We start from the raw sequence: 12,636 nt of genomic DNA on the forward strand, positions 1-12,636 counted from the left end.
AATGCCGCCTCCGGGCGGCATTTTTTCTTTGCAATAGGGGGTGATGATGCTGGCAGCAACACGGTTGATTGCGCTGCACAAAAACAAGGGCATGACCGTTGCGGCCTGCCTGAAAAATCGCACGGACTATATTGAAAACCCGGACAAGACCGAGCAGGGGCAGTTTGTCAGCAGCTATGCTTGCAGCGCCCTGACAGCAGATGAAGAATTTATGCTTACCAAGCGGCAGTACGATCTCGTAAACGGACGCAGGCAGAAAAGTGATGTAATCGCTTATCAGATACGGCAGTCCTTCCGTCCGGGGGAAATCACCGCAGAGGAGGCTAACAAGGTGGGCTACGAACTGGCCATGCGCTTTACCAAGGGCAAGTACGCCTTTGTAGTGGCAACGCACACGGACCGGCAGCACATCCACAACCATGTGATTTTCAACTCTACAGCACTGGATGGCACCAAAAAGTTCCGGGATTTTTTCTTTTCGGCGTTGGCAGTGCAGCGGTTGAGCGACCTGATTTGCTTAGAACACCAGTTGTCCGTCATTGAAAAGAAGCCCTACCGGGAACGGCAGAAGCGCATCGTCTACCCGCCTAAGGAGAGCAACCGTGACCGCCTGTGCGGAATCATCGACACCATCCTTGCAGAAAAGCCGGGGGACTACGAAGCATTTTTGCAAAAGCTGGAGCAGCAGGGCTACGAGGTGAAGCGTGACAAGCATACAGCGGTGAAGGGCAAGGGGCAGAAACGCTTTATTCGGTTCCGAACGCTGGGCAACGGGTACAGTGAGGATGAAATCAAGGCGGTGCTGGAGGGAAAGGCGAAGCACCAGCCGTACCAGAAAAAGCAGCCCAAAGAGCAGCCCTTCCAGTTGCTGGTGGACATTCAGGGGAAAATGGCAGAGGGTAAAAGCGTTGGCTACAAAAAGTGGGCAACCAAATTCAACCTGAAGGAGATGTCCAAGACGCTGCTATTTTTACAGGAGCAGAAGATCAGCAGTGCCGACGAACTGCGGGAACGTGCAACGGCGGCAACGGAACGCTATCATGCCATGGGCGATTCCATCAAGGCGGCGGAAACGAGGTTGGCCGAAATCGCCGTCCTGAAAACCCACATTATCAACTATGCCAAGACTCGCCCGGTCTATGATGCCTATCGCAAGTCGGGGTACAGTAAAAAGTTTTTGGAAGCTCACCGGGAGGAGATCACCCTGCACAAGGCGGCGAAGGCTGCCTTTGACGAGGCAGGATTGCAAAAGCTGCCGAAGGTCAAGGAGTTGGATGCGGAGTTCTCAGAACTGCTGACCAAGAAGAAAGCCGCTTACCCGGACTACCGCAAGGCACGGAACGAGATGCAAGAACTGGTTCGTGCGCAGAAAAACGTAGAACGCTTTTTTGCAGAGGAAAAGGACCCCGCCGAGAAAACCCAGACTCGATAAACGAATACCGCCGAGGTGCTTTCCTACTTGGGAAGCGTCCTCGGCGGCTTTTTTAGTTTATGTAGCAGCGGTCCTGTTTTATAAGCCAATCTTCACACAGCCGCTGGGCTTCGTCCTTTGTGCAGCAGGTGCAGTTGAAAAGTTTGCCACGGATGGAACAGTAAGTGTAGTGTACCTTCGGGACTCCATTGGCATCTCGAAAATCAACGCAGCGTTCCTCACCGGGCATCAGATAGATCGTATCCACGTTCAGCAGCTCCTTTTACCTTCGTTCATGTGCCAAGGGGCACAACGTTTGCTATTGTACCATGTACCGTCCCAAAAGACCATTGCTTTTTTGACCAAAGATACGCACAAAAATTTTTCGTTCCAAAAGCGTCCAACTGGCGTTGAACAAACGCTATTGGATTGTGTATAACAAAAATTGCGACAGGTATGCTATTTGTGTGTAACAAACACAATTAGAATGTGAGGTCGCTATGAATACGCTTTTGGGTCAACGAATACGAGAACAGCGCAAGGAAAAAGGCTGGACGATTGAACAGTTTGCAGAACGGGTCGATTTGTCGGCAAATTATGTTGGAGATTTAGAGCGCGGAGTAAAAATCCCCAAACTGGAAACCTTTATCCGAATCGTAGAGGTGTTGGACGTATCTGCTGATGTGCTGATCCGGGATTCCGTTCCATCCGCATCCCATGTGGCAGATGACGAACTGAGCAGAAAGCTGAGCCAGCTCACACCGGGGCAGAAGAAAGCTGCCATTGACATTCTGAATGCATACACCGACAACATTCCCTATATTACAAAATAACACCTATGTCAAAGAACGCCAGCAAACGTGCTGACGCTCTTTCTTTTTGCCCTCAAATAGTCTATAATCAACACTATAAGCGTGCATATAACGCTAACAGTGAGTGTTTGAGGTGAACGACATGACAATCCTACCCAATATCGAAGAAGCAATGGAAGATGCCCGGAATGGAAAGCTGAGTCCGTATTGGCAGAACGACCTATACCGTGAATGTCACCGTCAGAAGTTATCGGACGAAGAACAGCAGGCTCTTTCGGAACTGGAGCGCATTTTGTCCGAAACTCCACAATGGAGCAGCGAAGAAGAATTGCATCATGACATGGCGAACATCGGCGGCAGAGTCTGGTACTGCCACTACTGGGAGGAACACTACTCCATGGTGCAGTTGACGGAAGATCGCAACGGCAGATTTAATACTGCCTACGTTCTGGACAGAAACACTTCCCCGGAAATGCGCCGGGAGGCTGCACTGCTGGCGCAGAAGGAGCTTGCGGAATGTATGCAGAAATGGGGCATTACGCTTCTGGATGCGCCTGTTCCTGAACAGATGAAGTACGATTCTCTTGCAGAAGCCGCTTCTCACCTCATGCAAGTTTTGAACGACCCAGAGCACATCACGGGGTAAAAAGCGTCCCGAAGGGATGCGCAGCCTGCATTGGAAAATGCAGATTAAAGGGGCTTGGGGCATTCCCCAACAAGCGTTTTGCAACGCAAAATAAGCAGATGTATATACGTCTGCACTGCTTGCCGGTACAATGTCATCGATGAAACAAAAACAGTTTCATCAAAGACGGTTATATGGTTGTGCCGATTTCCAAAACATAGTAATATTGAAGTACGAACTGGGGCTGAAAGTGGCAAAACTGCTTGCTTGGTTTCCATTCAGGAATTACTAACAGCGTAGACCGTCCGTTCGCTTCGTATACAGTCAGCGTCACAAATTGACACCAATTTATCATTCTTCACGAAGTATGTGCTAAAATCTCTTGACAGCACCTCACAAAATATGTTATCTTTTGTAAACATCCCTGAAAAGATATGACCTTTTCTGGGGACCGAACACAAACCGATTTTTCTCTGGAGGAAAGACCCATGAAGCAGGAGATCATCCGCAAACTGAGCGCTGCCGTGGCCATGAGCCTCGTTGTTGGCGTCTCTCTGGCCGCCTGCGGCGGCAGCAGCAGCTCCACCGCTGCCAGCGCGACCAAGACCGGCTCTGCCGACGGCTTTGGCGGTGCTGTCACCGCCACCCTGACCGTGGATGCCAATGGCACTGTTACCGACTGCAAGCTGGAAGGTGCACAGGAGACCGAGAACATCGGCGGCGCTGCACTGGAAGAGCTGTCCAAGCAGGTCGTGGCCGCCAACGGCCCCGCCATCGACGGCGTTGCCGGTGCCACGGTGACCACCAAGGCTGTCCGGAAGGCTGTTGCCGCCGCACTGGGTGTGGAGCTGGCCGAAGAGGCCCCCGCCGACTCTGCTGCCGCAGCCCCCGCCGAGCCCGCCGCCATCGTCCCGGTGGAAGGCGGCATCCAGATCGGTCAGGCCTATGCTGCCGCCCACGGCACCAAGTGCTTCACCGAAGCGGTGGCTGTGGTGAAGGATGACGTCATCCTCGCCGCCTACCTCGACGATTTTCAGTTCACCAGCACCGATGCAGGCGTGACCGCCGTGCCCAACTCCGACTCCGACTTTGCCGCAGGCTACGCCGAGGGCAAGGTGCTGATGTCCAAGCGGGCCAACGCCGATTATTACAGCAAAATGATGGCTGAAAAGGGCGGCTCCACGGTCGCTCTGGATGCAAACTTCGACGCCATCCAGAACTTTGCCGTCGGCAAGACCATCTCCGAGCTGGAGGATGTAGCCGCCAAGGGTGCCGAGGCTGTGGACGCCGTCTCCGGCGCAACGCTGGTGGATACCGCCGGTTATCTCTCTGCCATCGTGGATGCCGCCAAAAACGCCCAGACCACGCAGGCCGTGGAGTTCAACGGCAGCTCCGAGGACCTGAAGCTGAATGTGGTCTATGGGGCCGCACACGGCACCAAGTGCTTCACCTCCGGCGCTGTTGCCACCGCCGGGGACACCATCGTGCTGAGCTACATTGACGAGTTCCAGTTTGCCGGTTCGGACGCCGGGGTCGTCGGTGTGCCCAACTCCGATTCTGACTTCGGCGCAGGCTACGCCGAGGGCAAGGTGCTGATGTCCAAGCGGGTCAACGCCGATTACTACAGCAAGATGATGGCCGAAAAGGCTGGTTCCACCGTTTCGCTGGATGCCAACTACGACGCCATCCAGAACCACGTGAACGGCATGAGCATTGCCGACGCCGAGGCTCTGAGCAAAGATGAAAAGGCTGTGGACGCCGTTTCCGGTGCCACGCTGGTGGATACTGCCGGCTACGTTGGTGTGCTGGTGGATGCCGCAAAGTAAGGCAAGAAAAATAACGTTCCTCTGAACACAGCAGCGCCCGCCGGGAGATCTCCCGGCGGGCGCTGCTTATAAACAGAACACCCAATAGGCCGATGATACACCATGCTGAAACGGTAAGACAGATATCGTACATGTTCCTTGCCTCCCTCGTATCTCTTGTATGGCTTGATTGTATCTTATCCCTCCGATTTCACACATTCGGCATAGGTTAATGGGAACGAGGCTTTCAGGACAGCGCTTTTCCGCACCGTCCAGTCGTTTTGCCGCAGGAAACGCAGGTATTCCTCGCTCGTCCATCTGCTGTGGAGAGGGAAGCCCGCCAGCTTCATGAAAAATGCCTTGACCTTGCCGGAAAACGAGTTCCCCGCGTGGGTGAAGGTCGGCGCAATGAGCACGCCGTCCTCTTTCAGCACCCGCTTGATTTCTTGCAGGGCTTTTTCCGGCTGCGGCACGATGTGCAGCGCATTGGACACGATCACCACATCAAAGGACTTATCCGCATAGGGCAGGCGGAACATATCCTGCACGGAAAAGTGCAGCTTGGCAGAGTGGTTATCACGCTTGGCCTCGGTAATCATCTCCGCGGAGGCATCCGTCGCCTCGATGTGCGCTGCCGCGTTCACAATGTGCTTTGCAATCAGTCCCGTGCCGGTCGCCAGCTCCAGCACCGTTTTGGCTTTCACCACCGACCGGATCAGCTTATACATCTCTTCGTATGCCGCCCGATCCTTTCGCATAAAGCGGTCGTAACGACCGGCATTTTTGTCCCAGAAGGTCTTTCGTTCTTTCATAGCCGTTGCCCTTATCTCTTCTTTATTTTTTGCCGCATTGTGCCTCTCGGAAAGGATTCAAAGTGCCACTAAATTTTCCCGTGCAGGCATCTGTCCCGCCGCTCTCTGGCGTATTCCAGCAGTGCATTGCACGCCGGACAAAGCGCCTCTCCCCTTGTCCAATGCACGCCACAACAATACCGGCGCACCATGAGGGTAACGGTTTCGATCTCCTTTTCCTTGTTCAAGTTCTGAAGTCCTTTCTGTTTTATACATAGTTAGTCAACTTTAACCATCTGGTAGAAGAAAAGGCAGGCCACCTGTATGCAGTCTGCCTTTTGCCTGATGCGAAAGCCCGCAGACACGCGGGGCTTACAGTACCAGCGAGGGCGCGGTGTAGACCCGTGCCTTCAGCTCGCTGTTTAGCATATACAGCCCCTTGCTGTCACCGCCGAACAGATCCATCTTGGTAATGAGGTCAGCGGCGTTCTTCTCCTCCTCACCCTGTTCCTTGATGAACCAGTCCAGCATCTGCATGGTGCGGAAGTCCCTGACCTCGTATGCGGCGGCGTAGATGGCATTGATGCTGGCGGTGACCAGCATCTCGTGTTCCAGTGCTCTTTTCAGCGGGGCCATGTGGTCGCCTCGTTCCCACTCCGGCTTTGCGATAGCCTCAAAGGTGACGCCCTCGCCGTTATTCTGCAAATACTGACAAAACAGCATGGCGTGATCCCGTTCCTCCTGCGCCTGTACCCGGTACCAGTTCTCAAAGCCGTCCAGTCCGACGGCGGCGTAGTAGTTGGCAAAGTCCAGATACAGATAGGCGGAGTAGAACTCCTTATTGATCTGCTCGTTGAGCAGAAGAGATACGTTAGCGTTCATGATACTTCTCCTCCATAAGATTGTCTTTTCCTGCTCCCGGCATGGGGGCAGATATACCATACCCAGAGCGATGCTGGGATGCTCCCTTTTCAGCTCCAGGAACACCTGCTCCGCCTTGGGATGCTGCTGCAGCTCCGTTACGGCGGTCAATATCTCCTCTGCGTATTTTGGCATACCGCCAACTCTCCAAATGCAAGAGTGAATCTTATTATTTTGCTTTTATTATACCTATATTTTTTTCTCTGTCAACAACCACAAAGGGCTTGTGCTCCAAAAGCTGCCTCGAAGCCGATTTTCTCAAATTATGTGAAGCCGTCACAGTAAAACCGCTTGTCACGCGGTATACTACGCATAAAAATACAGCCGCAGAGTACATCTGTGGCTGTGCTTTGTGTTCAGTTGCTCACTGTTGTGTGGACTGGATATGGAGAGACAACATATCTCCCGATCTTACATGGGTTATCTTATCTGCCATCACTTTGGCAGTTTGCCTTGCAGATATGTCGGCATCCCCACTGCGGTCGTATCCGGCCTGACCTTAAACATGGCTTTTTCAATCTACCTCCCTTATCGGTTTTCCGCGATATATTTTTCCGCCATGTGGACTGCCACCGCGCCGTCCGCCACGGCGGTGACCACCTGACGGAGGGGCTTCGTCCGCACGTCGCCCACGGCGTAAACGCCGGGAATACTGGTTTCCGTGGTCTCTCCGGCCACGATATAGCCGCCGCCGTCCAGCTCCAGTTGACCCACCGCCAGCGCCGTGGCGGGCTGTCGGCCCACGCTGACAAATACGCCGTCGCAGTCCACCACGCTTTCCTCACCGGTGACGGTGTCCCGCAGGCGGACGCCGGTCAGCCTGTCCCCGGAAAGCAGCGCGGAAACGACGCTGTTCCAACGGAATTCCACGTTTTCGGCCTGTGCCAGCGGCTCGTGATAGCTCTTGGTGGCCCGCAGGGTGTCTCTGCGGTGGACGAGGATCACTTTTTTCGCCACGCGGCTGAGAAGGAGGGCATCTGCCGCGGCGGAATTGCCGCCGCCCACCACGACCACCGTTTTGCCCTTGTAAAACATCCCGTCGCAGGCGGCGCAGTAGGCCACGCCCCGGCCCAACAGCTCCGTCTCTCCGGCAACGCCCAGCGTTCTGGGATCTGCGCCGGTGGCCAGCACCACGGTTTTCCCCCGGAAGATCCCCTCGCTGGTCTCCACGAGCTTGGGAACCGCCGTCAGATCCATGCGGAGAACTTCCGCGTATTCGCTGCGTGCCCCAAAACGCTCCGCCTGCTTTTGCATCTTCTCCGCCAGAGAGAAGCCGTCGATCCCGTTCTCAAAGCCGGGGTAGTTGTCGATCTGCTCGGTCAGGGCCATCTGCCCTCCGGCGGACAGTTTTTCCAGCACGATGGTGTCCAGCCCCGCCCGTGCCGCGTACAGGGCGGCGGTGTAGCCGCCCGGGCCGCCGCCCACCACGAGCATATCATAAACATGATTGTTGTTCATATCTGAACCCTCCGTTATTTCGCCAAGGCTTCCTGAATGAAACGGTCGATTTCTGCCTTTGAGCCGGGCGCGATGATGGAATCCACGGCCTTTCCGTTCCGGTACAGCACCAGAGTTGGGATGTCCTCGATTCCCTCGGCCCCCGCCAGCCGCGGCTCCTCGTCAATGTTGATCTTGCCGACGGCGAGGCTGTCCGCGTATTCCTCTCCGATCTTCTCATACGCGGGGTCGATCCTCCGGCAGTAGCTGCACCAGGGCGCCCAGAAATCCACCAAAACGGGCTTTTTCTCCCGGATCGCCTGCTCAAACTGCTCCTGATTCATGTTCATAGCTGCCATATCTGTCAGCTCCTTTCCTTTGTTTGGGTATTCTCAAGACTCCGGTCTCGCCCCACACCACATCGTGACCTCAACCTGAGATGACGGTACTCTGCCCTTGGGACATAAAGCAGATGAGTAAGACCATCATCTGTACGAAAATAGCTGCGGTTTATTGCAGCTTATTCTGCGCAGAGCTCAGCCACCAGAGCGTCCATCTGCGCTTCGCTGGTTTGGTTCAATGCACCACGCAGAGACACTACCGTTTCGTAAAGGTGGATATCCTTCATCTCCTCCAATTTGGTGCGCATCAGCCGCGCGGCAGCAGGTGCCCAAGAGCCGTCTTCAATAAGGCCAACCCGGCGGTTTCGGAATCCCTTTGTCCGTAAATGTTCCAAAAACTCCCTCATGGGCGGAAACAGTTCTCCGTCATAGGTGGCGCTGGCTAAAATCAACTTCCCGCAGTAGAACGCACTGGCAACAGCGTAGGAAAGATCTGACACAGTGAGATCACAGATGTTGACCTGTACGCCTTTTTTCTCTAATTTACCCTTGAGGGTCTTCGCCGCATGGGCAGTATTTCCATGGATGGATGCGTGAGCGATCAGGATGCCCTCCGGTTCTTCCGGTTTCCATTGTGACCAGAGATCATAGAGCCGCAGGTACTCCCCCAAGTCTTCTGTGAGCATGGGGCCATGGAGCGGGCAGATCGTTTTGATCTCCAGCGCGGAGATTTTTTTCAGCAGAGCCTGCACCTGTGCGCCATATTTCCCGATAATATTGTAATAATACCGTCGGGCCTGCGGCACCCAGGGGGCACGGGCAGTCCGTTCCAGTGAGCCAAAGCGTCCGAAGGCATCCGCCGAGAACAGGATTTTTTCCGTTTCCTCATACGCCGTCATCACCTCCGGCCAGTGTACCATCGGCGCCAGCAGAAAGCGCAGCCGGTGCAAACCCAAGGAAAACATCGGTGTACAAGGGGTACAAACAAGATAAAATAGAAATGAGGGGCGATAGAGCGGAAATGTCAGATTTTCCACTCTATCTGAACACGGTCGCTGGTGGCCTTGATCGTAGAGATCAAACCATCGGTGGCTTTTCTTTTGTCGTCAAAATCTATGCTGTCCCAGTTGTCGAGATAATAGGACAACTTCTTTATCTGCTGGGGAGATATGGTTTCAACGCTCAATTCGGCGATTGCCTTTGAAATGGTCTGGCGTCTGGTGTCCAGTTCTTCAATTTTTTTGTTGGCGTAGGCAAGCAAGGTCGCATTGGCTCCGGTCAGCGTATCCAGCAGCTTTTCAATTTCTGCCTCCACCTGTGCCAGCTCCACTTGATAGGCGGTCAGCTTCGGATTGACTTTTTCCTCCCTGCCGTGGAGTATCTGAAAGTCTTTGAACTTCTCCTGCATGGCCGAGAAAATGAATTGCTCAAATTCTTCTTTGCGGATTTTCCCGCAGCCCGGACAGCCTTTGTTTTCCGTCCGTTTGGTACAGCGGAAATAGCCGGTGCTGTTTGGTACATGGGTGGCTTTCAGAGCATACCCACAATGCCCGCATTTGATTTTTCCGGCCAGCCAAGTATTTTTCGGTTTCCGTCCCTGCTGGAAGGTGGTATTTGCCATAAGTTTTTTCCGGCATTTCAGCCATGTGTCAGAGGAAATGAGTGCTTCATGGGGAGCGATAACAAGTATCTGGTCTTTTAAGTACCTGTCCTTGTCCTCCTTCACATCCCGCCCCTGATAGAGATAGCAGCCGTTTGTTCCGGCAAAGTCAGAAGCGTCATTGACAATCGCTGCACCCTGACTCTTGAAAAATTCGTACAGCTCCAAATCGGCCTGTGCGTAAACGGGGTTTCTTAAAAGCTGGGAAAGAAATGTACGGAACATGGATTTGCCATAAATTTTTATGTCATGTTCCTCGAAGTATCGGGTAATATCTCCGAAGGAGGTTTCCGGTTCAGCGTACATTTCAAACATCAGCCGAACATGGTCGGCGGCTACGGGGTCGGCAACCATTTTCTTTGTGCGGATACCCTCTACCACAGTAGGCTCTAACTGATAACCGTATGGTGCCTGCCCGCTCATGCGGAAGCCTTTAAGGCACCGGGAATAGTAGGCGTCTGTGACACGCTTCTGAATTGTCTCACGTTCAAGCTGGGCGAATACAATGCAGATATTCAGCATAGCCCGGCCCATCGGGGTCGAAGTATCAAACTTTTCCGTGGAGGATACAAACTCCACATCGTACTCTTGAAACAGCTCCATCATCGTTGCAAAGTCCAGAATAGAGCGGCTTATACGGTCCAGTTTATACACGATGACCCGTCTGACCTTTCCCTTGCGGATCTCGCCCAACAGCTTTTGAAACTCCGGCCTGTCCGTATTTTTACCGGAATAGCCTTTGTCCTTGAATACCCGGCAACTCCCACCCTTCAATTCATACTTGCAAAAGTCAATCTGACTTTCAATGCTGATACTGTCCTTGCGGTCTACTGACTGTCTTGCGTAAATACAATCTTCTCTGATAAATTCCATATTGGGCTCCTTTCCTTGTTGGAATGGAGCTACCAACCTTACAACTATATTATACCATCAGCAGCCCCGGACAACAATGTTGCGAATGATTAGGGAAATCTGTCTCCATATTTGCGGAACACCTCATAAAGACAACGCTCAATTTCTTTTTTGCGCTGTGCTTTCTCCTTCGGGGGAAGTACCGGCGTGAGGCTTTCCAGCACAATGATCTTCCCTTGAAATGCGACAGACTTTGTTTCTCGTTCATAAGTGACAGCTTGCGTCATTGAAAACCTCCTTTGCGAAAGTGCGTGTATATGCCTGCCTTTCCCACTTGTCCCGTGGGGAAATGTCAAAAGACGGCACCCAGCAGGTGTCGCCCTTTGAGCTTTCTCCACTTCGGGTCGATGTGACCCGAGGTCAGTAAGGACTGGAATGGTACTTTTCTTTGGCGTCCTCCACGCTGTTGAGGTCAAATACTTCATAAAGCTGCCCCACAACACGCCGTATATCCTTCTTTGAAAATCCGCAGTCCTCCATTGCCATAATGACATAACCACGGCAGGCGTCATTGCTCCATTCGTCCGGTTCCAAGCCGGGGATCATTCCAAACGCATTTCCCATAAAGTGCTCCTTTTTTTGAAAAGATGGGGAGCCACGCCGGATTGGTTGGCCTATCATCAGACAGCATTGCCGGGGGCTCCCCATAGGTTTTCACTTCATTTCAGACACACCGGACGGGCATAGGCTTCATGCCCCATAGTATTTCAACTCTCCCCATTCTGATGGCAAGGCGTTCTCATTGCCTGCGACGGCTCACGGCTTGCAAGGCCGCTTCAACGCTCGGACTGTGACTAAACGCAAGTATCCGGGTTCTGCGCCTGTTCCGGTGGAGCCAGCCTTTCCCCACCTATGGCATGGACCTGTTCGCTTGCTCAGTTTTACAAAGACTGTATTCTCTGAAATCCGAGGTCATGGCGGGTCTGTCACACAGCGCGTTTCCCTTCGTATCCGGGTGTCTTTTTATTCAATTTTCAATCTGCATGAGGCTTGTCTGAACCTCGGGCCATTGTGACCCGAAGTGTTTTGCCTCTCATAAGCCATTTCATTTTCCGGCCTAAATCGGTACGCCTTACAAAGAATTTTTCAAAATTTTTTCTAAGTGCCGCAGACCTCGCTCGATTGCGACACGAACCACTTTTTCATGGACGCCCTCTGCCCGGGCAATATCCTGTTTGGTCATGCCGAGAATGAAATGAGCGTAAATCCGTTTTGCCTGTTTGTTCGGCAGACTGGCAATCGCCGCATGAAGCTCCTGCATGGTCACTTTCCGCTCATACAGTTCATGGGGAGATAAGGCGACAAAGACAGCTTCATGCTCCAGCCCGTCATCCCGATCAAGGGAATAGTAGGCTTTGTGGCGGTATGTACGCAGCCGGTAGGCAGCCTCTTTACGATCAAACTCTTTGAACATTTCTGCAACTTCTTCCGATACTTCCATGAAGCAATCCGATGTATAGAATGGGTAATAGTCCCGCAAATTGATAATAGCCATATTGACCTCCGTTTCGGTTGTTGGTTGACGAGTGACCGAAACGAAGGCGGCGGGGAGCGGCACCGGGGAATGGCTTCGGGCCAACATGACCCGAAGCCGCCCCATAAGAACGCAAAAGCGCCCGGGCGGCATGAAGCCACACGGACGCATGAAATGACATAATAGTTAAGGTTCCAACAAATTTCGCATACATAGCCGGAATAACCCGGAGGCGGGGCTATGCTTTTTTTAACTGATGTAGGTCATGGGCACTGTGAAAAAAGGCAAAGATAGACACGGCGGCAATCCTCCTATATGCCGCCGTGGATTTACACGGTGTTAGGTCGTCGTTGGTTTAGGGGGGCGAAAAGAAACGGCGGCTCTGATTTCTCAAAACCGCCGTATCGTCAGTGATATAGGAAAGCACACGAAATCCTCTGCCCGTCA

14 protein-coding genes and 1 pseudogene are annotated in these 12,636 nt (G+C 53.1%); 4 read left to right on the forward strand and 11 right to left on the reverse strand.

Going from position 1 to position 12,636, the window contains the following annotated elements; genetic code table 11:
• The first annotated feature begins 49 nt into the window (after positions 1-49).
• On the forward strand, positions 50-1,432 hold the full coding sequence (locus J3352_RS13285) for a relaxase/mobilization nuclease domain-containing protein (RefSeq protein ID WP_156067023.1): 1,383 nt from the start codon (positions 50-52) through the stop codon (positions 1,430-1,432).
• Between the two features lie 52 nt (positions 1,433-1,484).
• On the opposite strand, the gene J3352_RS13290 is transcribed toward J3352_RS13285, so the two are convergent.
• Positions 1,485-1,679, reverse strand: coding sequence for a DUF3873 family protein (locus J3352_RS13290; protein ID WP_197036547.1), 195 nt, complete (start codon positions 1,677-1,679; stop codon positions 1,485-1,487).
• Between the two features lie 232 nt (positions 1,680-1,911).
• Between J3352_RS13290 and J3352_RS13295 the strand changes: the two genes are divergently transcribed.
• The 3 genes from J3352_RS13295 to J3352_RS13305 all read left to right on the forward strand — a co-directional run bounded on the left by J3352_RS13295 (position 1,912) and on the right by J3352_RS13305 (position 4,674).
• Entirely contained in the window at positions 1,912-2,244 is a 333-nt protein-coding gene (locus J3352_RS13295) for a helix-turn-helix domain-containing protein (protein WP_005921759.1), read from the forward strand.
• A 121-nt stretch (positions 2,245-2,365) separates the two neighbouring features.
• The gene (locus J3352_RS13300; protein ID WP_097839449.1) at positions 2,366-2,869 is read left to right on the forward strand and encodes a hypothetical protein; all 504 of its coding nucleotides are present in this window, start codon (positions 2,366-2,368) and stop codon (positions 2,867-2,869) included.
• A 467-nt stretch (positions 2,870-3,336) separates the two neighbouring features.
• Entirely contained in the window at positions 3,337-4,674 is a 1,338-nt protein-coding gene (locus J3352_RS13305) for an FMN-binding protein (RefSeq protein WP_156066978.1), read from the forward strand.
• Between the two features lie 176 nt (positions 4,675-4,850).
• Here J3352_RS13305 and J3352_RS13310 read toward each other — a convergent pair whose 3' ends face one another.
• From J3352_RS13310 to J3352_RS13355, 10 genes and pseudogenes are all read right to left on the reverse strand, one after another.
• Complete coding sequence (locus tag J3352_RS13310; RefSeq protein WP_156066975.1) at positions 4,851-5,465, reverse strand: class I SAM-dependent methyltransferase; 615 nt, start codon at positions 5,463-5,465, stop codon at positions 4,851-4,853.
• 68 nt (positions 5,466-5,533) lie between these two features.
• Complete coding sequence (locus J3352_RS14540) at positions 5,534-5,692, reverse strand: nitrous oxide-stimulated promoter family protein (RefSeq protein WP_143405660.1); 159 nt, start codon at positions 5,690-5,692, stop codon at positions 5,534-5,536.
• A 124-nt stretch (positions 5,693-5,816) separates the two neighbouring features.
• Positions 5,817-6,326 (reverse strand): ferritin, encoded by a 510-nt coding sequence (locus tag J3352_RS13320; RefSeq protein ID WP_015536768.1) that lies wholly within the window; start codon positions 6,324-6,326, stop codon positions 5,817-5,819.
• A gap of 567 nt (positions 6,327-6,893) precedes the next feature.
• Positions 6,894-7,823 carry a thioredoxin-disulfide reductase gene (trxB, locus tag J3352_RS13325; RefSeq protein WP_156066972.1) on the reverse strand — a complete coding sequence of 310 codons (930 nt, stop codon included), beginning with the start codon at positions 7,821-7,823 and terminating at the stop codon, positions 6,894-6,896.
• A gap of 14 nt (positions 7,824-7,837) precedes the next feature.
• Positions 7,838-8,161, reverse strand: a complete 324-nt coding sequence (gene trxA / locus J3352_RS13330) for a thioredoxin (RefSeq protein ID WP_156066969.1) — start codon at positions 8,159-8,161, stop codon at positions 7,838-7,840.
• Positions 8,162-8,322: 161 nt separating this feature from the next.
• Positions 8,323-9,102, reverse strand: a pseudogene (locus J3352_RS13335) (FprA family A-type flavoprotein); the annotation flags it as partial.
• Positions 9,103-9,167: 65 nt separating this feature from the next.
• Positions 9,168-10,676, reverse strand: a complete 1,509-nt coding sequence (locus J3352_RS13340; RefSeq protein ID WP_156066966.1) for a recombinase family protein — start codon at positions 10,674-10,676, stop codon at positions 9,168-9,170.
• 89 nt (positions 10,677-10,765) lie between these two features.
• Complete coding sequence (locus J3352_RS13345) at positions 10,766-10,942, reverse strand: hypothetical protein (protein WP_165483719.1); 177 nt, start codon at positions 10,940-10,942, stop codon at positions 10,766-10,768.
• A gap of 133 nt (positions 10,943-11,075) precedes the next feature.
• Entirely contained in the window at positions 11,076-11,279 is a 204-nt protein-coding gene (locus tag J3352_RS13350) for a hypothetical protein (protein WP_044927990.1), read from the reverse strand.
• Positions 11,280-11,787: 508 nt separating this feature from the next.
• On the reverse strand, positions 11,788-12,210 hold the full coding sequence (locus J3352_RS13355; protein ID WP_044927992.1) for an RNA polymerase sigma factor: 423 nt from the start codon (positions 12,208-12,210) through the stop codon (positions 11,788-11,790).
• Positions 12,211-12,636 lie beyond the last annotated feature (426 nt).

The sequence above is a fragment of the Faecalibacterium sp. Marseille-Q4164 genome (assembly GCF_017377545.1).
Lineage (GTDB): Bacteria > Bacillota > Clostridia > Oscillospirales > Ruminococcaceae > Faecalibacterium > Faecalibacterium duncaniae.